Below are 22,488 nucleotides of genomic sequence, written 5' to 3'. Positions count from 1 at the left end.
GGAATTCGCCTTCGCACAAGTTCTTGAATCATATAAACTTGTGCTTGGGTGAGGACGATCAGGAGGGGTTTTGGCAATCGCTGCCGGTAACACGACGCGTCTGTGGACGCTTGTCGCGAGGGAGTTCTGGCGCAAGACGCGCCGACGCTTGCGTGCCGGGCCACTCTATCGCTGGCGTTACTCCGGCCGCACGCCGGAGCGCGTCCTGATTGCCCCGCCGGACCTGCGACTCGCCGATCCTCAGATCGCACTCGAGATCTATTACGGCCGCTATCCGCTTTCGGGGCATCTGGTCGAGACCGGCGGCAAATCGCCCTTCCAGATCGACGTGCCCAATCCCGGCTGGCAAAAGACGCTGCACGGCTTTCGCTGGCTGCGCCATATGCGTGCCGCGGGTACGGAACTCGCCGCCGCCAACGCGCGGGCGTTGGTTTCCGACTGGATTGCAATCCATGGCAGCCATATTTCCGGCGTCGCCTGGGAGCCCGGCACGACGGCCAAGCGTGTCATTGCCTGGCTGCAGCATTCCTCGATCGTGTTGCAGGGCGCCGAGTTTCCGTTCTACCGTGCGTTCCTGAAATCGCTTGCCGTCCAGATCCGCTATCTGCGCGCCATGGTGCGCGAGATGCCGGACGGCAAGGACAGGCTGCGCGCCCGCATTGCGCTGGCCTTTGCCGCTTTGTCGCTGCCGGCGCCGGCCTCGGCGCTGCGCGGTGCCACCCGCAATCTCGCCGAGGAGCTCGACCGCCAGATCCTGCCTGACGGCGGCCATATCTCGCGTAATCCGATGACCGTGCTTGAAATCCTCGCCGACCTTCTGCCGTTGCGCCAGACATACGCCAATCAGGCCGAGACACCGCCGGCCGCCCTGATCGGCGCCATCGACCGGATGCTGCCGGCACTGCGCTTCTTTCGCCATCAGGATGGCAGCCTTGCCCGCTTCAACGGCATGGGCGCCACCATCCACGACCGCATCGCCAGCATCCTGCATCACGACGACACCGCCGGCGCACCACTGCTGCACGCGCCGCATTCGGGTTATGAGCGCCTGTCGATGGGTGGTGTCACGGTGATCGCCGATACCGGCCCGCCGCCGCCCGTCGACGTGTCCAATGCTGCTCACGCCGGATGCCTCGCCTTCGAATTGTCGTCGGGCCGCCAGCATTATATCGTCAATGCCGGCATAGACACCTATGGTGCCGCCGAGTTCCGGCCGCTTGCCCGCGCCACCGCCGCCCACTCCACCGCTACCATCAACGACACGTCGTCGGCGCGCTTCAACCACTCCTTGCGCGTCAACGACCTGCTCGGCACGCCTTTGATAGGCGGGCCGCAGCATGTGCCTTGCAAGCGCACCGACCAGAAGGGCAGCCAGGGCTTCATCGCCCGCCATGACGGCTATGTGGCGCGCTTCGGCTTCCTGCATGAGCGCGAGCTGAAATTGTCGACCGAGGCCAATGTGCTTGCCGGCAGGGACCGCTTCCTGCGGCCGGGCGGCGCTTCTATCCGCAACAATGGCCGTGATTTCGTTACAGTGCGTTTCCATGTCCATCCCGACATAAACGTGCTCCAGGATGAGCATGACCGTCTGGTGCTGACCGCCGACCACGCCGACACCTGGGTGTTTACCTCCACCGAAGTGGCACCCGAGGTCGAGGAATCGATCTATTTCGCCGGGCTTGGCGGCCCACGCCGCAGCCGCCAGATCGTGCTTGCCTTCAAGGCCTCGGAGATTCCCGAGGTCCATTGGCAACTGACGCGGACAATTATCGCCGGCCGTCAGGAAAAAGCTGAAGCTGGTGGCAACGGCAGACACTGATCAAGCCTTGCGGCTTGATTTCCGGGCCTCATATGCTACGGCCCGCGGACGCTCTCCAACCACACGTGGAAAGGCCGCCAGCCCATGGCCGTCGCCGCCAAGAATATTCCCGCGCCCGACCTTGTACCCATCCGTCGCGCGCTGCTCTCCGTCTTCGACAAGACCGGCCTGATCGATTTCGCCAGGGCGCTGGCTTCGGCCGGCGTCGAGCTGGTCTCGACCGGCGGCACGGCAAAGGCCCTCGCCGATGCGGGCATGGCGGTGCGCGACGTATCCGAGCTCACCGGCTTTCCCGAGATCATGGACGGGCGCGTCAAGACGCTGCACCCGTCGGTGCATGGTGCACTGCTTGGCGTGCGCGACGATCCAGAGCACGCCGCGGCGATGCGCGACCACGGCATCGAGCCGATCGATCTCGTCGTCTCCAATCTTTATCCGTTCGAAGAGGTGCGCCGCTCCGGCGCCGACTACGCGGCGATCGTCGAGAACATCGACATCGGCGGCCCGGCGATGATCCGTGCCTCTGCCAAGAACCACGCTTATGTCGGCATCGTCACCGACCCTGACGACTATGCCTCGGTGCTCAACGCGCTGGAGATGAATTTCGGCTCGTTGTCGCTGGATTTCCGCAAGAAGTTGGCAGCCAAGGCCTTTGCCCGCACCGCCAGCTACGATGCGGCGATCTCGGGATGGTTCGCCGAGGCGCTGGAGATCGAGCATCCGACATGGCGCGCCTTCGGCGGCAGGCTGCAGTCGGTGATGCGCTACGGCGAAAACCCGCATCAGGGCGCCGGCTTCTATGTCAACGGCGACAGGCGGCCGGGCGTCGCCACGGCACGCCAGCTTCAGGGCAAGCAGCTTTCCTACAACAACATCAACGATACCGACGCCGCCTTCGAGCTGGTCGGCGAGTTCGATCCGACCCGCTCCGCAGCGGTAGCCATCATCAAGCACGCCAACCCGTGCGGCGTCGCCGAAGGCGCTTCGCTGCAAGCGGCCTATGCCAAGGCGCTGGCCTGCGACCCTGTCTCGGCCTACGGCGGCATCGTCGCCATGAACCGTATCCTCGATGCCGCAGCCGCCGAAGAGATCGTCAAGACCTTTACCGAAGTGATCATCGCACCGGAGGCGTCCGATGATGCAATCCGCATCATTGGCGTCAAGAAGAATCTACGCCTGCTGGTCACCGGCGGCCTGCCCGACCCGCGCGCGGCGGGCCTTGGCTTGAAATCGGTTGCTGGCGGCTTGCTCGTCCAGGGCCGCGACAATGCGGTGGTGGATGACCTCGAGCTGAAGGTGGTGACCCGGCGCGCTCCGACGCCGGCCGAAATGGCCAATCTGAAATTCGCCTTTCGCGTGGCAAAGCACGTCAAGTCGAACGCGATCGTCTATGCCAGGGACGGCGCCACCGTCGGCATCGGCGCCGGCCAGATGAGCCGTGTCGATTCCTCGCGCATCGCCGCGCGCAAGGCGCTCGACGCGGCCGACGCTGCCGGTCTGACGGAGCCTTTGACCAAGGGCTCGGTCGTCGCCTCGGATGCCTTTTTCCCGTTCGCGGATGGGCTTTTGTCGGCAATCGAAGCCGGCGCCACCGCCGTCATCCAGCCCGGCGGCTCGATGCGCGACGACGACGTCATCGCCGCCGCCGACGCTCACGGCATTGCCATGGTCTTCACCGGAGTGAGGCACTTCCGGCATTGAACTCCCTCCCCCCTGTGGGAGAAGGGAAGAGCAGCTCACTCCGCCGGCCGATCCGCCGGATAGGGCGTGCCGATCAGGATCGCCATGCCTGCGCCGAGGAACAGCACGATCGCCGCCATTCCGAACCGCGCCGAGCCGCTGGCCAGGGTGATCGTGGCCACCATGAAGGGCGCTGCAAAACTTGTTGCCCGACCGGCCAGCGCATAGATGCCGAAATAGCGGCCGGATTCGGCTGCGGAGACGCTGCGCGCCATGTAGGAGCGCGACGATGCCTGCACCGGCCCGAAGGCAAGCCCGATCAGCAGGCCGTAGAAAATGTAGGCTTTTTCCGCCGCCGTGCCGAACAATCCGCCACCGTCCAGTCCGGGCATCACCCAGGCGCCGAACAGCGTATAGCCCGGGCCGGTCGAGACGATGCCGATCGTGGCAATGCTCAGCATGACCAGCGAAATCATCACGATGGTCTTGGAACCCAGTGCAGTGTCGAGGCGTGCGGCAACCAGGCAGCCGACGATGGCAACGACGTTGAGGATGATGCCGAACAGGCCGATCTCGGTGATCGACCAATGGAACATCGCCGCCGCAAACGTTCCGCCCAGCGCCAGCAGCGCGTTGACGCCGTCCTGATAGATCATGCGGGCGACGAGAAAGCGAAAAATACCGCTGCGCTTGCTTACTTCGGCTAGCGTCGACTTCAGTTCCGACAGGCCCTCGCGCACCGCCGGCCCGATTGGAATGCCTTTGATCGCATCAGGCGTGAAAAAGAACATCGGCAGGATGAACAGGAAATACCAGGCCGCCGACAACGGTCCGGTGGCGCGCGCGTCCTCGCCGAGCCTGGGGTCAAGGCCGAAGATCGGGTCGAGCCCGACGACGGTCTTGCCGGTTTCAGGCGAGCCGGCCATGACGGTAACGACGAAGATTAGCGCGATCATGCCACCGAGATAGCCGAGCCCCCAAGCCATGTTCGAGATCCTGCCGATGTCGCTCTTCGGCACCAGGCGCGGCATCATCGAGTCATTGAACACGGTCGAGAATTCAGCCGCGACCGATGCCAGCGAGAACAACGCCACGACCAGAAAAAGGTTGGAGCCGGGCGCGGCGAACCACAGCAAGGTGAGGCTGGTGATCTTGACCGCGGCGAAGAAGGCTATCCACGGTTTGCGTGGTCCGGTCTGATCGGCGATCGAGCCGAGGATCGGCGACAAAACGGCGATGACGAGGCCGGCGGCGGCGATGCCGTAGCCCCAGGCCGCTTGCCCCGTCTCGGGATTGCTGGCCATTCGCGAGACGAAATAAGGACCGAAGATGAAGGTGGTGACGACCGTGAAGAACGGCTGGGCCGCCCAGTCGAACAGCATCCATCCCCAGATGCCGCGTCCCGACGCACGCTGCACTGCCACCTCAGCCATGTCCCCTCCGCTGGAGCTCTCCATGCCGATCGAATCGGCATGATGCTCCGTCTTCTTGTTGAGCACGATCTTGTCCAAAAGCCGATCGTTACGTTCGCGATCATGCTCCGGGCGCCCCAACGCCGCGCGCCGTTCGCTCTATAGCGCAGTTCTTCCCGGCAATCCCGCGCGATGTGGAAGACTTCTCACAGCGCCGTCAGATCACTCATCAGGCCGGACGCCACCGACAGCCGGGACACGGTGATGTCGCCGCCCTCGGTCAGCGCCTGCAGCCGCTCGCGGATGCGTCCGACCCGTTCGCCGCCGGACTCCAACCATCCAGTCACCGGATCCGCCGCCTCGGCATGGCCGGTGAGTGCCGCCACGGCGATGCCGCGCCTGGCCGCCCCAATCGTGTCGGTGGCGCGGGAAAGGGCCAGCTGATCGTAATAATCCGAGGGCGTGATCGAGCGCGCCGCGTCCTCGACGCGCGGGATGCGGAAGACATCGCTGACTGCAAAGAACGCCTTGGCGGCAGCGACGATGCCGGCACTCGCCGTCCGCGCCGTCAGCGCGATGTCGGGGATGAGTTCCGCCACGTCGGTCAGCGCCAGCTGTTCGGCAAGACTCTCCGGCGCGCCGCCCTTCGACAGGCCGTGCCGCCGCTCCTCGATCCGCTCGCGAGAGAAGGCCGGCAGCAGCGACACGAGCTTCGGCTCCAACGCCTTGCGCGCATCCTGCAATTCGGTGATCCGCTGCCCGAGCGGCGCGGTGCCGGCATCGTTCTTCAGGTACCAGCCGCTGGTCACATAGATCAGCCGGCTGACCGCCTGATAGAGGTCGAGCTGGATCTGTCCGTCGATCTGGTTGTCGAGCGCGTCGATCTGCCGGTAGAGCGCCGGCAGCGCAAAGCCATCCCGCACCACGGCGAAGGTGCGCACGACATCGGCGGCACTGCGGCCAGTCGCTTCCTGCAGCCTGTTGACGAAGGACGGGCCGCCGCGATTGACCAGATCATTGGCGACGACACGGGCGATGATCTCGCGGCGCAGCCGATGGCCGTGGATTTCTCCCGCATATTTCTTCGCCATGCGATCGGGGAAATAGCCCATCAGATCACGGTCGAAATGCGGATCGTCCGGCACGTCGCTGGCGACGATATCGGAAAACAGCACGATCTTGGCATAGGCGAGCAGCACGCCGAGCTCGGCCCGGGTCAGCGGCTCACCGCGCGTCTCGCGCTCGGCAAAGGCCGCCGGCGACGGCAGCGCCTCGACGGCACGGTCGAGCAGTCCGCGCGCCTCCAGCGCCGCCATGAAGCGGCTCTGATGGGCGATGTCGGCGAGCCCGCGCTTACGGGCAAGGGACAGCGCCAGCGTCTGCTGGTAATTGTTGGACAGCACCAGGGCGCTGACCTCATCGGTCATCTCGGCCAGCAATTTGTTGCGCGCCGGCCGGGTCAGCGATCCCTTGCGCATGGCGGAAGCCAGCGCGATCTTGATGTTGACCTCGACGTCGGAGCAATTCACGCCGCCCGAATTGTCGATCGCATCTGAGTTGCAGCGGCCGCCATTCAATCCGAATTCGATGCGCGCCCGCTGCGTGACGCCGAGATTGGCCCCCTCACCGATGACCTTGGCACGCAGGTCGAGCGCGGTGATGCGGATCGCGTCATTGGCACGGTCGCCGACGTCCTGGTTGGTCTCGCCCGATGCCCTGACATAGGTGCCGATGCCGCCAAACCACAAAAGGTCTGCCGGCGCCTTGAGAATGGCACTCATGATCTCGACTGGCGTGGCCGTTGTCTTGCCGAGGCCGATCGCCGCAGCCGCGGGCGCCGGCAAGGTGATCGACTTCTGGCTGCGCGAGACGATGATGCCGCCCTCCGACAGCTTCGTCTTGTCGTAATCCTGCCAGCTTGAACGGGCGAGAGCGAACATACGCCGGCGCTCGGCCATCGAAGCCGCCATGTCGGGATCGGGATCGATGAAGATGTCGCGATGATCAAAGGCGGCTATCAGCCGGGTCTGCTCCGACAGCAGCATGCCGTTGCCGAACACGTCGCCCGACATGTCGCCGACGCCGACGACAGTGAACGGCGTGGTTTGGATGTCGCGGTTCATCTCGCGGAAATGCCGCTTGACTGCTTCCCAGGCGCCCTTCGCGGTGATGCCCATCTTCTTGTGGTCGTATCCGGCCGAACCGCCGCTGGCGAAAGCGTCGTCGAGCCAGAAGCCGTGCCTTTCGCTTATGGCGTTGGCGGTGTCCGAGAAGGTCGCCGTTCCCTTGTCCGCGGCGACGACGAAATACGGATCATCCTGATCGCGCCGCACCACGCCGGCTGGCGGGATGACGCCGTCCAGGCCGATATTGTCGGTGATCGACAACAGGCTGGAAACGTAATTCTTGTAGGCGGCCGTGCCGGCCTCGAAAATGGCGTCGCGCCCGGCGCTCATCGGCAGCTTTTTCGGGTAGAAGCCGCCCTTGGCGCCAACCGGCACGATCACCGCATTCTTGACCTGCTGTGCCTTGACCAGGCCAAGCACCTCGGTGCGATAGTCCTGCGCACGGTCCGACCAGCGCAGGCCGCCGCGCGCGACCGGGCCGAAGCGCAGATGCACGCCCTCGACCTCGGAGCCATAGACGAAGATCTCGCGCCATGGCCGCGGCGCCGGCAGCCCGTCGACCGATTGCGAATCGAGCTTGATCGCCAGTGATTGGCCCTTCTCTTTCGTATCGGCAACGAAATGATTGGTGCGCAGCGAGGCTTCGATCAGGTTCAGATAACGTCGGATGATGGTGTCGTCGTCGATGTTGGGAACGTCTTCCAGCGCATCCGTGATCTTGGCCTTCAGATGTTTGGCCTGAACGACGCCTTCCGTCTCATCCGTCGGGCCGAGGCGGGCGACGAACAGCGCATGCAGTCCGCGGGCGATCTCGGGATAGCGGTTGAGTGCGGCGGCGATGAAATCCTGGCTCTGCGGGATACCGGCCTGCTGCAGATAGCGGCCATAGGCGCGCAGGACGGTGATCTCGCCCGACCACAGGCCTGCGGTCTGGGCGAGGCCGTTATAGCCGTCATTGTCGACATTGCCGCGCCAGACGGAAAGGAACGCGTCCTCGAACAGCGCGCCGCCATTGCCGAGGTCGATCGGCCTGCCGTAGCTGTTCTCAAGTTCCATGTCGTGGATGAAGACCATGCCGGATTGATTGTCGCCGACCTCGAAAGTACGCTCGCTGATGACGCGGAAACCGATGTTTTCCAGCACGGGCACGCGCCGCGACAGCGCCACCGGGCTGCCATGGTGATAGATTTTCAGCGCCGCCTGATGCGGCTTCTGGTCGGCGTGACGGTAATAGTCGATGGCGATCGGATTTGACGCATCGAGCCTGGCGATGCGCCCGGCATCGGCCAGCGCCACGGCCGGCGGGAAACTGTCGCGATAACTTTCCGAAAAGCGCGAGGCGATGGCCGTTAGCTTCGCGTCGGCCCCGGTCTCGGTCGCGGTCTCGCGCAGTGCATCGTCCCAGGTCCGTACGATGTCGCGAATCGCCGCCTCGATCGTCGCCTGCTCGACCTTCGGCGTCTTGCCGCCGGAGCGGCCGATGATGAAGTGGACGCGCGCCAGCCCGCCTTCCGGGAAGGCCGGATAATAGGCCGACAGCCGGCCTTCGAAGACGGTCTTCAGATAGGTGCCGATCTTCTCGCGCACGACGCTGTCGTAGCGGTCGCGCGGCACGAAGACGAGCACGGAGACGAAGCGGTCGAACTGGTCGACACGCACCAATGCCCTGACGCGCGGCCGCTCGATCAATCCCAGTATGGCTTCGGCATGCTTGCGCAGGATCGGCACCGGAACCTGGAACAACTCGTCGCGCGGATAGCTCTCCAGCACGTTGATCAATGCCTTGCCGGAGTGGTCGCCGGGATTGAAGCCGGATTTGGCAATGACGGTTTCGGCCTTCGAGCGCAGATAGGGGATTTTCATCACCGAGCGCGTATAAGCAGTCGAGGTGAACAGTCCGACGATGCGCAGCTCGCCCGAAAGCACGCCTTTGCCGGTGTAGGTCTTGACGCCGATGTAGTCGAGGTAGATGCGGCGGTGCACCGATGACTTGGCGTTGGCCTTGGTGACGATCAGCGGTTCCGGCCCATGCAGGAAGGCGCGGATTTCCGGCGTCGTGCTCACCGCTTCGGTGCCACGCCTGAGCACCAGCACGTCGGGATCGGAAAGGATGCCGAGGCCGGGCTTTTCGGCACGCTCGAGCATGCCGCTCTTCTCGCCGCCGGTGTATTTGAATTCACGCATGCCTAGAAAGGTGAAATTGTCGTCGCGCAGCCATTCGAGGAAGGCGATCGCCTCGGTGACATGGGCCTTGTCGAGCGGCACCGGCGAGTAGCGGAATTCCGAGATCGCCTGGTCGAGGCGGGCAAGCATCGGCTTCCAGTCGATGACGGCGGCGCGCACCTGACCGAGCAGCTTCGTCAGGCGTGCGGAAAGGCCTTCGGCCTGCTCGGCCGAAAGGCGGCCGATATGGACATGGATGACGCTCAGCCGGTCATGGCTGTGCTCGCCCTTGGCATAACCGCCATCGCCGAGGATTTCCTCGACGCCGTTCTTGCCGTGCCTGACCACGATGACCGGGTGGGTAACCAGCAGCGGCTCGCCGGCGCTCTCTGTAATCTCACCGAGGACGGAATCGAACAGGAACGGCATGTTGTCGTTGACGACGGTGATCACCGTCATCGGCCGGCCTTGGCGGACGACACCGGAATCGACGTCTATGGCAACGACGCAGTCGTCCTTCTTGTGCCGGGCGACAGCGCGGCCGGCGAGTTCGGCAGCGCGTTCGAGATCGATGACGTCGTAGGCGGCGACATCTTCGGCCGGAGCTCGGGCCAGCAAGTAGTCGGCAAGCCTGCCGGGCTTTTCGCTGCCCTTGGCCGGACTCATCTTTTTCAACTGGCTTGCGGATTTCAGGCCGGCCATGAGCTAATTCCCTCCCGTCATGTTTTTACAACTATCGTAGCAGATGACGGGTATTTGGCGACAAAGGTTTGACGGCTTGCGACGAAATGTCGGAATTCACCGGCAGCCTGGCGGAAAACGAGGAGAAATCCCCTATGACAGACAAAATCACCGCGCTTGACCTCGCACCGGCGGAGCTGAGCGAAGCGACCAACGCCTATTTCGCCAAATGCCGGGAGAAGCTCGGCCTCGTTCCCAATGTGCTGCTCGCCTACGCCTTCGACGAGAAGAAGCTGCGCGCTTTCACCGACATGTACAATGATTTGATGCTGGGTGAATCCGGCCTGTCGAAGCTGGAGCGAGAGATGATCGCGGTGGTCGTCTCATCGGTCAACCATTGCTATTATTGCCTGGTTGCACATGGCGCGGCCGTGCGCCAGCTTTCCGGCGACCCGGCCTTCGGCGAGATGATGGTGATGAATTTTCGCGCCGCCGAGCTGTCAGACAGGCAGCGCGCCATGCTCGAATTCGCGGTGAAGCTGACCGAGCAGCCGGCAAAGATCGTCGCAGCCGACCGGGCGGCGCTGCGGCAAGTGGGCTTTTCCGACCGCGACATCTGGGATATCGCCTCGACTGCCGCGTTCTTCAACATGTCGAACCGGCTGGCATCGGCGATCGATATGCGGCCGAACGATGAATATCACGCGATGGCGCGATAGGGCACCGCGGTCGTATATATTAGCTGCATCGCATTCTCGTTGCTTGTTTGCCGGTTTGGTCCGATGATCGGCATGCGGCATGACCGCATGCCGGTTCGATGCCGCCGATCAAAGGAGGAGAACATGGCGAAATTTCTCTACGTCTATCACGGCTCGGGCAAGATGCCGACCGAGGAGGCCGAACGGAAGGCAGCGATGGATGCCTGGAACGGCTGGTACGGCAAGCTTGGCTCAGCCGTGGTCGACGGTGGCAATCCAGTCGGCATGTCGAAGACCCTGCTGCCCGGCGGCAAGGTCGAGAACAATGGCGGCAGCAATCCGACCGCCGGTTACACCATCATCGAAGCGAAAGACATCGACGATGCCGTCCGCAAAGCCAAGGATTGTCCTATCCTGACGGACCCGGGTTTCAGCGTCGAGATCGCACCGATAATCGAAATGGGTTGACGCGGCGGCTCAAGACCGCGCCGCGATCGCCGCCGCAGCGCCGGCCATGGTGCCGGCGCTGACGCGGTTGGCGATCTTCATCGCCCGTTTGCTCCTCAAGAGCTTGCGCGCCTGCGATGCGGCGAGCACCCAGGTCAAATCGATGGCGACCAGCACCACGGCCATGGTCGCCGTCAGCTCGACCCAGCCGATCACGCTGACTGAACCGAGATCGATGATGGTCGGCAGCAGCGCCAGATAGAACATCATGATCTTGGGGTTGCCGAGCGTTACCGCCATGCCGGCAAAGAACAGTCTGACGGGCGAATCTTCGCGCGGCAGCGAACCTTCTTTTGCCTCGACCGGTGCGGTCCACATCTTCCAGGCAAGCCAGGCGAGATAGACGACGCCAACCCATTTCACGACGACAAAGGCGAAGTGGAACGTCTGCGCCACCACGGCGAGGCCAAACACCGCCAGTGATAGCCAGATCGCTTCGCCGATCCACATGGCAAGCAGGAACGGAAACACGTCGCGAAACCCTTTTGCGATGACCCGCGCCACAAGTGCGGCAATCGACGGGCCCGGCGAGCCGGCGGCAACAAGCAGGGCGCCGGCAAAAATCAGAAGCGACGTGAAATGCATGACGCGGATCTCGTTAGAAATTTTTGGACGCTTCAACATAACCCAACTGTTCCGGCGACGGTAGCGTCCACCGAAAGAAGGCTTGTCGGCCAGGCACCTCGCGGCTAGAAGTGTCGTCTCGAAATCCTTTCCGAGCTTCACTTTGCCTGCGTAACCGCCGGTCTCGCCAACTCCCCGACACAGAGCAGGGCGTCGCAGTCGCGGTGCCTGTTTTCACATCATCTGTTCTTCAGGGTGGCGGTTCGAGACCGGTTTGGCACTGCTGAACCGCTGTCGCGCATAACCCGCGACACCTGATTTCCAACTGCCGCAGTCTCTCGCCACGCCGTGCCCGCAGGGGCATCTCGACATCGCCGATCTGACGAACTTCCCGACGGGAAGGGCTTTTCGGCATGCCTTCGATACTGCGTATCCGCTGGACGATCGCGCCCAAGACCGCACCGCGACCTCACCTCAACTGCAATCGCTGCGGCGGTCTGAAAGCCTATCGCTGCAGCGGCAAATTCCGGGTCAATGCCAATGGCAAACGCATTGATGCCTGGTTGATCTACCGCTGCATCGATTGCGACAATTCCTGGAATTTCGGCATTCTGGAGCGATGCAGTCGCCGCGATATCGAACCGGCAATATTGCAGGCGCTCGAACGCAACGACCCGGTCCTGGCGCGGCGCCATGCTTTCGATATTGCCGCACTGCGAAGCAGGATCGGGCGCGTCGAGGAGTTTCCTGAAGCCGCCGTTCATAAGCAGGTGCTCGGGGACAGGCCGGAAAACACCGCCGCCCTCGAACTCCAGCTCGAGCTCGAAATGCCGACAGCGCTGCGGCTCGACCGGTTGCTCGCCAACGAACTCGGTGTCTCGCGATCGCGGCTTCAGGTTTGGGAAGAGAAGCGATTGCTGGTGGTTGGTCCGGATGGGGCCAAAGCCTTGCGCAGGCCGGCCCGGGCGGGAACGGCGATCCGCGTCGACCTGTCTAGCGATCCAGACCGGGACGGCATTATCGCGGCGGCCGGCGGGTAGGATAAAGGGAGGAAGCACGCACGTGCTCCCTCCCTCATAGTGGCTGAGAAAAGTGGCTTACGCCGCGCCGACCACTTTCGCCGACTTCTCGAAACGCTTGCGCTCGTTCGGGTCGAGATAGAGCTTGCGCAGGCGGATGGTCTTCGGCGTCACCTCGACCAGCTCGTCGTCCTGGATCCAGGCCAGCGCGCGTTCCAGCGTCATGCGGATCGGCGGCGTCAGTTTTACCGCCTCGTCCTTGCCGGCGGCGCGGATATTGGTCAGCTTCTTGCCCTTGAGCACATTGACTTCGAGGTCGTTGTCCCTGGAATGGATACCGATGATCATGCCCTGATAGACCTTGACGCCTGGGTCGATGACCATCGGGCCGCGGTCTTCCAGGTTCCACATGGCATAGGCCACCGATTCCCCCTGTTCGTTGGAGATCAGCACGCCGTTGGTGCGGCCCGGCAGCTCACCCTTGTAAGGCTCATAGGCATGGAACAGCCGGTTCATCACGGCGGTGCCGCGCGTGTCGGTCAGCAGTTCCGACTGGTAGCCGATCAGGCCGCGCGTCGGCGCGTGGAAGACGATGCGCTGGCGATTGCCGCCCGAAGGGCGCAGCTCGACCATCTCGGCCTTGCGCTCCGACATTTTTTGCACGACGACGCCGGCATGCTCCTCGTCAACGTCGATGACGACTTCCTCGACCGGCTCCAGCAATTCGCCGTTCTCGCCCTTCTGCATGACGACGCGCGGCCGCGACACGGCGATCTCAAAACCTTCGCGGCGCATCGTCTCGATCAGCACGGCCAGCTGCAATTCGCCGCGTCCGGAGACGAAGAACGAATCCTTGTCCGGCGATTCCTCGATCTTCAGCGCGACATTGCCTTCGGCCTCGCGCAGCAGGCGGTCCCGGATGACGCGGCTGGTCACCTTGTCGCCTTCGGTGCCCGCCAGCGGTGAATCGTTGACCAGGAACGACATCGTCACCGTCGGCGGATCGATAGGCTGCGCGTGCAGCGGCTCGGTCACCGACAGGTCGCAGAACGTGTCGGCGACGGTGCCTTTCGACAAGCCGGCGATGGCGACGATGTCGCCTGCCTGCGCTTCGTCGATGGGCTGGCGCTCGAGCCCGCGAAAAGCAAGGATCTTCGAGATGCGGCCGGTTTCGACCTGGGTGCCATCATGGTGCAGCACCTTGACCGCCTGGTTGGATTTCAGCGTGCCGGATTCGATACGGCCGGTGATGATGCGGCCGAGGAACGGATTGGCTTCCAGAATGGTGCCGATCATGCGGAACGGGCCAGGATGAACGGTCGGCGCCGGCACGTGCTTGATGACGAGGTCGAACAGCGGCGCCAGAGCCTGGTCCTTCGGACCTTCGGGGTTTTCGGAGACCCAGCCGTCACGGCCCGAACCGTAAAGGATCGGGAAGTCGAGCTGCTCGTCGGTCGCGTCAAGCGCGGCAAACAGGTCGAACACCTCGTTGACCACCTCGACGTGGCGAGCATCCGGCCGGTCGATCTTGTTGATGACGACGATCGGCTTCAGTCCGACCTTGAGCGCCTTGCCGACGACGAATTTGGTCTGCGGCATCGGCCCCTCGGCGGCGTCGACCAGCACGATGGCCGAATCCACCATCGACAGGATGCGCTCGACCTCACCGCCGAAGTCGGCGTGGCCGGGCGTGTCGACGATGTTGATGCGGGTGCCCTTCCAGTCGACCGAGGTCGCCTTGGCCAGGATGGTGATGCCGCGTTCCTTTTCGAGATCGTTCGAATCCATGGCGCGCTCGGCGACGCGCTGGTTGTCGCGGAACGAGCCGGACTGTTTCAGGAGCTGATCGACGAGGGTGGTTTTTCCATGGTCGACGTGCGCGATGATCGCGATATTGCGGATTTTCATGTTTTGGTCTCGGGAGCGTTGCAGGCAGCAGGCCAAAAGGCGCTGCCTCATTCGGTTGGGCGGCTCATACAGGGTTTTTCGCAATTGCGAAAGAGGAGGCGAGTCACCAAATAAAGTCACCAAATCTTAAATGTCTTGGTGTGAAGTGGAATTATTAACCAAGGCGGAACCTTTCATGGTCCGGGCAGTTCGAATTTCATGATCGACGCAGGCAGCAGACTCCGGCCGATTTTGGCATGTAGCGCACTCGCCGTCCTCCTCGCGGCAGGCGCGGCGCAGTCGGCCGCGTCGTTCAAGGAGACGCGGACTGCGCTGCCGTCCGACAAGCGGTCGGCGGAGCAGCTTTTTGCCGATGCTCCCGATGGCGTCGACCCGGTGGTGACCGGGCCAGTCAGCGCCGCCTTCAAGCAAAGGCAGCAAAATGCCGGATGCGACGGCGCCGTCTGGCCCAACATTCCCGTCGTCTGCTATCCCGATTGATACACGTCCTACCCTCGGGCTGGCCCGAGGATAATGGTGCAGTCGCTCACGCCGACCGCACCGGATCGAGCGTGACCTTGTAGAGTTCGCTGTCGTCGCGATCCATCAGCCGCACCGTCAGCTGCTCTGTAGCGCCATCGATATCGACAAGTCCGAAGAACTGCAGGCCGGCCAACGGCGGCAGGTTCTGACCCTGCTCGGCAGTCGGTGCCTTGATGAACTTCAGCTCCGGGCCGAACGTCATGTCGAAACCATTCGGTCCGAACGTGCCTGAATGGATCGGACCCGAAACGAATTCCCAGAACGCATTGAAGTCCTCGAACTGCGCCTTGTCCGGATTGTAGTAATGCGCGGCCGTGTAATGCACGTCTGCGGTGAGCCAAACGGTATTGCTGATGCCCGCGTTCTTTATATAGCGAAGAAGGTCGGCAATTTCCAGCTCGCGCCCCTTGGCCGGGCCATTGTCGCCATTGCTGACTGCCTCGGCCCCGACCTTCTTGGTACCGTCATTCCAGACCACGAGGCCGAGCGGCATGTCGGCGGCGATGATTTTCCACGTCGCGTTGGAATTTGCCAGCTCACGCTTCAACCACTTAATCTGCTGTTCGCCGAGGATGCGCGATTGCGGCGTCATCGTCTCCTGCATATCCGGGCCGTTGGGGCCGCGGTAGGAACGCATGTCGAGGAAGAACACATCGAGCAGCGGCCCATAAGCGATCTTGCGGTAGACGCGGCCCGGCTCCGACAGTTCGTAGCGGATCGTCGTCATCTCGTGGAAGGCGCGCGCAGCACGTGCCGCCAGCACATGGATCGATTTTTCGGTGTAGCGGTCGTCGGCGGTCAGGTCCTTCGAGTCCGACCAGTTGTTAAGCACCTCATGGTCGTCCCACTGATAGAAAGTCGGGCAGATGGCACTGAGCGCAAGAACGTTCTTGTCCATCATGTTGTATTTCCACTGCGCCCGGTATTCGTCCAGCGTCTCGGCAACCTTGCGCTTTTCGTCGATCAGCACTGTGTTTTTCCACTTGTCGCCATTGGGCAGGTCGACCTCGTCCTTCATCGCACCATCGGCATAGACCGTATCGCCCGAATGCAGGAAGAAGTCGGGCGTGTGCTTGGCGATCGTGGCGTAGGTCTTCATGCCGGTCTCGTCGATGCCCCAGCCTTGGCCGGCGGTGTCGCCCGACCAGGCGAAACGAATGTCGCGCTTCGAGGCAGGTGCCGTGCGGAAGCGGCCGACGATCGGCTCCGAAACGGCGTTGATGTCGGCAAGATCGGCCGCGACCATGCGGTAGAAAATGTCCTGGTCGGAGGCGAGATCGGTAAGCAGCCGCTTCACCGTATAGTCGCTGGCCGGCGACGTATCGAGCGGCGCCAGGCGGACGGCATTGGCGAAATTTTCCGTCGACGACACTTCGAACATGACGCGCGACGGCCGGTCCGTGCGCGTCCAGACCATGCCGCTGGTCGCGTCGACATCGCCGGACTGAATGCCATGGGTGAAGGCCGGGCGCTGATTGGCGCGCGAGTAATAGGGAAGGGCGAGACCCGAGGCGCCGACCAGGCCAACGGCGCTGGCCGACGTGACGAAAGCGCGCCGCGTCATTGAAATCTTGTCCATGGCTGTCTCCTGGATGGCGTTGAACGTCGCCGCCAAGCTCCAGCTTCAATGTTTCAGGCACATTTCGAAACGATGAAGGTTTTCTGACATCAACAAGCGGGAAGGCTGGACCGCTCGGCGGCGAAGCTGCTGATCTCCCCCCTTGCGGGTCCCTTGCGGGGAGATGGCCGGCAGGCCAGAGGGGGGCGCTGTCCCGCCGACGTACAAATCAGAAAGAAATCAGACGGAGCAGCGGAGTTTGGGCAGAACATTGCGTAAAGTCGGAGGCTGGCGAACCTTCGCGCCCCCTCTGCCCTGCCGGGCATCTCCCCCACGAGGGGGGAGATCGGCAATTTGGCCGACGGCATCTCTCCTGCAACGAGAAGCTATGCCGCCTGCGGTTCAGGATCGAACGCCGGGCGGCTGGTGTTGATCAGCAGCGAGATGCAGGCGGCGGCTATTGCCGTCATGCCGGCAATCAGGAAGGCAAGCTCGTAATTGCCCTGCAGCTCGCGCATGGTGCCGCCGAAAAAGGCCGCTGTCGCTGCGCCGACTTGATGGCCGGCGACGATCCAGCCGAAGACGATCGGCCCGCTGCGGTCGCCGAACGCCTCGTTGGAAAGCCGCAGCGTCGGCGGCACCGTGGCGATCCAGTCCAGTCCGTAAAATACGGCGAAGATGATCAGGCTGGTCGCCGAGAAGCCGGAATAGGGCAGATAGATCAGCGACAGGCCGCGAATGCCGTAATAGATGCCGAGCAGCTTGCGCGGGTCGAAACGGTCGGTGAGCCAGCCCGACAGCGTCGTGCCAATAAGATCGAAGATACCCATCATCGAGAGCAGGCCCGCGGCCTGCACTTCGCCGATGCCCATATCGCCGCAAAAGGCGATCAGGTGCGTGCCGACCAACCCGTTGGTGGTGAAGCCGCAAACGAAGAAGGTGGCGAACAGGTACCAGAACACACGCGTACCGGCGGCGCGGCGCAACGTGCTCAGCGTATGCGCGAGGAAATTGCCTTGCGCGGCCGGCGGCGCGGGCGGCACATCGTCGAGCTCGGCGCCATAGCGGACCATGCCGATCGCGGCCGGACGCTCCGGTACCAGCATATAAACCAGCGGCACCAAGGCGGCGGTGGCCACGGCAATGGCAATGGCGACCGGCTTCCAGCCGCCGGACTGGGCGAGCGAGGCGAGCAGCGGCAGGAAGACCAGCAGCCCGGTGGCGCTGGACGCCGACATCAGTCCCATCACAAGGCCGCGATTGGTCTTGAACCAGCGGTTGACGATGGTCGCGCCGAGCACGGTGGCGACAGCGCCCGAACTGATGCCGGAAAACACGCCCCAGGTGAGGAGCAGATGCCACGGCTTGGTCATTAGCAGGCTGAGCGCGGTCGATCCCGACATCAAAAGCAGCGCGGCAAGCAAGGTGCGGCGCAGCCCGATCCGCTCCATCAGCGCCGCGGCAAACGGCCCAGTCAGGCCATAGAGGAAGATGCCGGTGGCCGCGGCCAGCGAGACGACGTCGCGCCGCCAGCCGAAACTATTCTCCAGCGGCAGCATCATGACTGCCGGCGCCGAACGCAGGCCCGCGGCGATCAGCAGGCAGAGGAAGATGACGGCGACCACGACGAAAGCGTAGCGCTGGCCAAACGGGCGGGATTGAGCTATCATGTTACTGACCGGTACGTTTCAGATGTGCGGAACATACGTACCGACCGGTAACATTGTCAACCAGGCAATCGGCAAACCAGACATGAAAAGCATTGAACCAACGATCAAGGAGAATGGCGCACCGCTGCCTCGCGCCGCCGAACGGATTCTCCAGGTGGCGCGCGACCTGTTCTACCGGCAAGGCATTAGGGCGATCGGCGTCGACGAGATCGTACGGCGTGCCGGCGTCACCAAGCCAAGCCTCTACCGCAGCTTTCCGTCCAAGGATGAGTTGGCCGCATCCTATCTTCGGCACTATGACCTCGAATTCTGGGAGCGCTTCGACGAGGCGGTGAATGCCCATCCCGGCGATCCGCGCGCGCAGATCGTCGCCTTCCTGACGCGTGTCGGCAAGCGCACGCAAAGGCCCGACTATCGCGGCTGCGGCATGACCAATGCCGCGGTCGAATATCCCGAACACGGCCATCCGGCCCGCGTCGTGAGCGAGGCCAACAAGCAGGAATTGCGCCGGCGCCTGCGTGCTATGGCGGCGGCGATGGGCGCCGGCGACGCCGACACGCTGGGTGACGGGCTGCTGCTCCTGATCGAGGGAGCCTATATCAGCGGCCAGTTGTTCGGTGCCGGCGGACCGGCGCAGTCGGTGGCCCGCAACGCCGATCTTCTGATCGAGGCAAGCTTGAGGAAATAGCGTTCCGTTTACCAGGTCACTGTGAGCAGCCTGACTTCGTCTAGGCTGCTGCTGAATTTGACGGTACGCTGCGGCAGCCCGAACGGAGTTGTCCGCCATGCGCGCTCTTTTGATCCTGCTTGTCCTCGCCGGTTTCTGCCAGGCGGCCCGGGCTGGCGACATATCCAGCGTCTATACCGATCTCGTCTGGGAGAAGGACTGCGTGACTTATGCCCAGGCGGAGGAAGGCGACGGCGACTGGGCCGACCTCGCCTGTTCGGGCTATGGCGGCTACCCGGTGATGGTTTCCTACGACGACGCGCGGGAATCTCTGTTCTACGGGTTTCCACCTGGCGACATGACCACGGTCTGGGAAAGCTTTTCCGGCCTCAACTCGGCTGGACCCAAAGTCGAGTGGCGTATCGAAACCAAGGGCGATATGGCCGTTCCTTTTGCAGTCATCCATCGTCGCTCGATCAGCGATAGCGAGGGCGAGAACAAGTCGACGGAAGTGCTGATCGTCGCCAAGGTTGCCCAGCCTGGCGCCCACGAAGGCTGCACGATCGCTCTTGTGCTCGCCACCGGCAATCCCGCCGCCAACGATCAGGCGCGTAAGCTTGCCGACGAGAAGGCACGCACCTTCGCCTGCGGCAAGGACAAGCGTGTGATGCTGGGCAACACGCCCGATTTCGGCCGCGTCGATAACTGACTATTTGCGCCCGTCAATTACTTGCGCTTGGCCCGCTCGATTGCCTCGACGATCATCTTCTTGGCATAGGCGGCATCGTACCAGCCCTCGATCTTGACCCATTTGCCGGGTTCGAGATCCTTGTAGTGCTCGAAAAAATGCTGCACCTGCTGGCGGGTGATATCAGGCAGCTGCGTGTATTCGTGAACGTCCTCATAGCGCAAGGTCAGCTTGGGCGAAGGAACCGCGATGACCTTCTCGTCTTGGCCGGCATTGTCCTCCATCACCAGCACGCCGATCGGCCGCACATTGATGACGCAGCCCGGCACCAGCGCGCGTGTGTTGCAGACCAGCACGTCGATCGGGTCGCCGTCGCCCGACAGCGTGTGCGGTACGAAACCGTAATTGCCGGGATAGCGCATCGACGTGTGCAGGAAGCGGTCGACGAACAGCGTGCCGGCCTCCTTGTCCATCTCGTACTTGATCGGCTCACCGCCGATCGGCACCTCGATAATGACGTTGACGTCCTCGGGCGGGTTCTTTCCGCTGGCAATCGCTTCGATACGCATCGCTTTATCCCTCTCTCGATTGAAGATCGATAGCGGGCGACGGCGAATGGTGCAATGCGGCGAATGGTACTGGGGGATCGTCCGAACCGAAACCGGTCGGATCATGCGCTGGCCGTCATTCCCAGACGAAAGCGACCTTCTTCAGCGCCTTCTGCTCGAATATCTCGACGCCCTCGGCCACATCGCGACCGCCGGCGCCGGCATAGAAGGCAAGTGCGTTCTGATTGTCTTCCAGCGCCCACACCACCATGCCCTTCAAGCCATGGTCGGCCAGCCGTGCCCGTGCCGCCGAGAACAGCCGGCTGCCGAGCCCGATGCCTTGATATTCCGGCCGCAGGTAAAGCTCGTAGATCTCGCCCTGCTGCCTGAGTTCGCGGGCACGGTTCTTGCCGATCGTCGCGTAGCCGGCAATTTCGCCGCCGATTTCGACGACCAGGACGGTGGCGGCGCGGCGAATGGCATTCGCCCACCAGTCGGCACCGCGGCGGTTGATCATCGATGTCAGAGTGCGGTGTGGGATGATGCCCGAATAGGCGCCGCGCCAGGCCTCGAGATGCACGTCGGCAATGGCGGCTGCATCGCGCGGCTCGGCTTTCCTGATGTCGATGCTCAGCGTATTCATGATTGGTTAACCATAAACCCGCGGCGCCCGATTGCAAGAGTCCGGTCAGCCACTGCGATGCTTTCGCACAGCCGAACGGTGCGTCCTTGAGACGCTGCAAAACCGCCTTTAGCGAGATCAAATCTCGACCAGATGGTCGTCCAGTTCGTTGCTGTCGCCGGTCGACACCGGAAAATGCTCGGCCAGTACCGCACCGACCGCTTCGACCGCCCTGACGAAGCCGTCGGCAAGCCGATCGTCGCCGGCATGCGCCGTAAGGTCGCGGACGACACCGTCCCAGACATGCTGGCCGACACGAGAATCGATGCCGCTGTCGGCGACCGCTTCAGCATAGCGCTCGGCGATCGAGACGAACACCAGCACGCCGGTGCGCGCCGCGGTGCGGTGGACGTTGCGGGCGAGGAACTGCTTCATCGCATTGGCGTGGGCGGCCTGGTAGCGCAGCCGCCTCGGCACCAAATGGATGCGCAATGCGGGCAATGCCCACAACAGGATGAGCACACTGGCAAGCGCCAGAAGCTCGGCTATGACGAAATGCGGCAAGCGGATCGACAGCCACCAGGCTTCCAGCCCGTAACCGACGGCGAGGCTGACGACGAGCATGCCGAGCATCGCCATGAAGGCGGCCGGGAAGAAATAGCCGTCGCTTGCATGCGCCACGACGCAGTAGATCTCGCCGTCGGTCTTTGATTCGGCAGCGCGAATCGCATCGGCGATGCGCTCATGATCCTCGGGGCTGATCGGTCGTGTTGCCATGATTGATGTCTCACCAGCTTCCTGAAGAACCGCCGCCGCCGGACGAACCGCCGCCGCCGGAAAACCCGCCGCCGGAACTTCCTGACGACCAACCACTGCCTGAACTTCCCGACGACCAGCCACTGCCGGACGAGGTCCCCGACGTCCAGGCACCGCCACCGGAGGGTGACGAACCTGGCCCGCGGCCGTAGCGGAACGTCATGCCCAGCCACTTGTACACGCCCGGCGACAGTTTCGTGCCGAAGATCGGCGGCAGGAACGCCATTGCCAAGCCGCCGAAGAACATCGTCGCCCACAGGATGATGAACAGCATGAAGATGGGATCGACAGGATTGTCATTCGCCGGATTGCGCTTGCCGCGCGCCTCCAGCTCTTCGGGATTGCCTTCCAGCACCATGATCATGTCGTCGACGGCCTTGCTGATGCCGCCTGAGAAATCGCCGGCACGGAAGGCCGGCACCATGTCGTTTTCGATAATCAACTTGGTGTGCAGGTCGGTCAGCGTGCCTTCAAGCCCATAGCCGACCTCGATGCGCATCTTGCGGTCGTTCGGCGCCACCAGAAGCAGGACGCCGTTGTTCTCCTTCGCCTGGCCGAGTTTCCAGGCGCGAAACAACCGGTTGGCGTAAGGCTCGATCTCCTCGCCGTCGAGGCTGGGAATGGTCGCGACGACGATCTGGTCGGACCCCTTGGTCTCGAAATCGGCAAGCTTCTGCGTCAGCGCCACCTCGGTCGCGGCATCGATGATGCCGGCATTGTCGACGACCCGTCCGGTCAGCGCCGGCAATTCGGCGGCGAAGGCCGCGAAGCCGAACAGCAGCACCGCTATGGCCAACAGCGCGGTGCCGGTCATTTTGAT

At 63.2% G+C, this 22,488-nt stretch carries 18 protein-coding genes; 8 read left to right on the top strand and 10 right to left on the bottom strand.

Annotation, left to right across the window (positions count from 1 at the left end; all coding sequences use genetic code 11):
* Window positions 1-70 precede the first annotated feature (70 nt).
* Both NKH29_RS03740 and purH read left to right on the top strand, forming a co-directional pair.
* Window positions 71-1,819, top strand: a complete 1,749-nt coding sequence (locus NKH29_RS03740) for a heparinase II/III family protein (RefSeq protein WP_352999051.1) — start codon at window positions 71-73, stop codon at window positions 1,817-1,819.
* 84 nt (window positions 1,820-1,903) lie between these two features.
* On the top strand, window positions 1,904-3,520 hold the full coding sequence (purH, locus tag NKH29_RS03735; RefSeq protein WP_352480970.1) for a bifunctional phosphoribosylaminoimidazolecarboxamide formyltransferase/IMP cyclohydrolase: 1,617 nt from the start codon (window positions 1,904-1,906) through the stop codon (window positions 3,518-3,520).
* Window positions 3,521-3,555: 35 nt separating this feature from the next.
* On the opposite strand, the gene NKH29_RS03730 is transcribed toward purH, so the two are convergent.
* Together NKH29_RS03730 and NKH29_RS03725 are read right to left on the bottom strand one after the other, a co-directional pair.
* Window positions 3,556-4,932: an MFS transporter gene (locus NKH29_RS03730; protein WP_352999160.1), complete on the bottom strand. Its 1,377-nt coding sequence runs from the start codon at window positions 4,930-4,932 to the stop codon at window positions 3,556-3,558.
* Window positions 4,933-5,117: 185 nt separating this feature from the next.
* The gene (locus NKH29_RS03725; protein ID WP_352814979.1) at window positions 5,118-9,902 is read right to left on the bottom strand and encodes an NAD-glutamate dehydrogenase; all 4,785 of its coding nucleotides are present in this window, start codon (window positions 9,900-9,902) and stop codon (window positions 5,118-5,120) included.
* A gap of 134 nt (window positions 9,903-10,036) precedes the next feature.
* Here NKH29_RS03725 and NKH29_RS03720 point away from each other — a divergent pair, with 134 nt between their 5' ends.
* Both NKH29_RS03720 and NKH29_RS03715 read left to right on the top strand, forming a co-directional pair.
* Complete coding sequence (locus NKH29_RS03720; protein ID WP_023719735.1) at window positions 10,037-10,600, top strand: peroxidase-related enzyme; 564 nt, start codon at window positions 10,037-10,039, stop codon at window positions 10,598-10,600.
* 123 nt (window positions 10,601-10,723) lie between these two features.
* Complete coding sequence (locus tag NKH29_RS03715; RefSeq protein WP_352494112.1) at window positions 10,724-11,047, top strand: YciI family protein; 324 nt, start codon at window positions 10,724-10,726, stop codon at window positions 11,045-11,047.
* A gap of 9 nt (window positions 11,048-11,056) precedes the next feature.
* On the opposite strand, the gene NKH29_RS03710 is transcribed toward NKH29_RS03715, so the two are convergent.
* Window positions 11,057-11,671 carry a LysE family translocator gene (locus NKH29_RS03710; protein ID WP_352480973.1) on the bottom strand — a complete coding sequence of 205 codons (615 nt, stop codon included), beginning with the start codon at window positions 11,669-11,671 and terminating at the stop codon, window positions 11,057-11,059.
* A 392-nt stretch (window positions 11,672-12,063) separates the two neighbouring features.
* Here NKH29_RS03710 and NKH29_RS03705 point away from each other — a divergent pair, with 392 nt between their 5' ends.
* Window positions 12,064-12,690: a DUF1062 domain-containing protein gene (locus tag NKH29_RS03705; RefSeq protein WP_352814977.1), complete on the top strand. Its 627-nt coding sequence runs from the start codon at window positions 12,064-12,066 to the stop codon at window positions 12,688-12,690.
* A 57-nt stretch (window positions 12,691-12,747) separates the two neighbouring features.
* Here NKH29_RS03705 and typA read toward each other — a convergent pair whose 3' ends face one another.
* On the bottom strand, window positions 12,748-14,577 hold the full coding sequence (typA, locus tag NKH29_RS03700; protein WP_023719738.1) for a translational GTPase TypA: 1,830 nt from the start codon (window positions 14,575-14,577) through the stop codon (window positions 12,748-12,750).
* A gap of 198 nt (window positions 14,578-14,775) precedes the next feature.
* Here typA and NKH29_RS03695 point away from each other — a divergent pair, with 198 nt between their 5' ends.
* Window positions 14,776-15,057 carry a hypothetical protein gene (locus NKH29_RS03695; RefSeq protein ID WP_352480975.1) on the top strand — a complete coding sequence of 94 codons (282 nt, stop codon included), beginning with the start codon at window positions 14,776-14,778 and terminating at the stop codon, window positions 15,055-15,057.
* Window positions 15,058-15,103: 46 nt separating this feature from the next.
* Here NKH29_RS03695 and NKH29_RS03690 read toward each other — a convergent pair whose 3' ends face one another.
* Together NKH29_RS03690 and NKH29_RS03685 are read right to left on the bottom strand one after the other, a co-directional pair.
* Entirely contained in the window at window positions 15,104-16,678 is a 1,575-nt protein-coding gene (locus NKH29_RS03690; RefSeq protein ID WP_352999049.1) for an alkaline phosphatase D family protein, read from the bottom strand.
* 365 nt (window positions 16,679-17,043) lie between these two features.
* Window positions 17,044-18,327, bottom strand: a complete 1,284-nt coding sequence (locus NKH29_RS03685; RefSeq protein WP_031194621.1) for an MFS transporter — start codon at window positions 18,325-18,327, stop codon at window positions 17,044-17,046.
* Between the two features lie 82 nt (window positions 18,328-18,409).
* Here NKH29_RS03685 and NKH29_RS03680 point away from each other — a divergent pair, with 82 nt between their 5' ends.
* Together NKH29_RS03680 and NKH29_RS03675 are read left to right on the top strand one after the other, a co-directional pair.
* Complete coding sequence (locus NKH29_RS03680; RefSeq protein ID WP_352480978.1) at window positions 18,410-19,015, top strand: TetR/AcrR family transcriptional regulator; 606 nt, start codon at window positions 18,410-18,412, stop codon at window positions 19,013-19,015.
* A 97-nt stretch (window positions 19,016-19,112) separates the two neighbouring features.
* Window positions 19,113-19,703 (top strand): hypothetical protein, encoded by a 591-nt coding sequence (locus NKH29_RS03675; RefSeq protein WP_352814974.1) that lies wholly within the window; start codon window positions 19,113-19,115, stop codon window positions 19,701-19,703.
* A 17-nt stretch (window positions 19,704-19,720) separates the two neighbouring features.
* On the opposite strand, the gene ppa is transcribed toward NKH29_RS03675, so the two are convergent.
* The 4 genes from ppa to NKH29_RS03655 form a co-directional block, all read right to left on the bottom strand.
* Window positions 19,721-20,251, bottom strand: a complete 531-nt coding sequence (ppa, locus tag NKH29_RS03670; RefSeq protein ID WP_023721304.1) for an inorganic diphosphatase — start codon at window positions 20,249-20,251, stop codon at window positions 19,721-19,723.
* A gap of 115 nt (window positions 20,252-20,366) precedes the next feature.
* Entirely contained in the window at window positions 20,367-20,873 is a 507-nt protein-coding gene (locus NKH29_RS03665) for a GNAT family N-acetyltransferase (RefSeq protein ID WP_352999048.1), read from the bottom strand.
* 117 nt (window positions 20,874-20,990) lie between these two features.
* Window positions 20,991-21,629 (bottom strand): TPM domain-containing protein, encoded by a 639-nt coding sequence (locus tag NKH29_RS03660; RefSeq protein ID WP_352999047.1) that lies wholly within the window; start codon window positions 21,627-21,629, stop codon window positions 20,991-20,993.
* Window positions 21,630-21,639: 10 nt separating this feature from the next.
* Window positions 21,640-22,482 carry a TPM domain-containing protein gene (locus tag NKH29_RS03655; protein WP_352481111.1) on the bottom strand — a complete coding sequence of 281 codons (843 nt, stop codon included), beginning with the start codon at window positions 22,480-22,482 and terminating at the stop codon, window positions 21,640-21,642.
* Between the last annotated feature and the right edge of the window lie 6 nt (window positions 22,483-22,488).

Origin of the sequence: Mesorhizobium sp. M1295 (assembly GCF_040318135.1) — a bacterium.
GTDB lineage: Bacteria > Pseudomonadota > Alphaproteobacteria > Rhizobiales > Rhizobiaceae > Mesorhizobium.
This window is presented reverse-complemented; position numbering and strand designations above follow the sequence as displayed.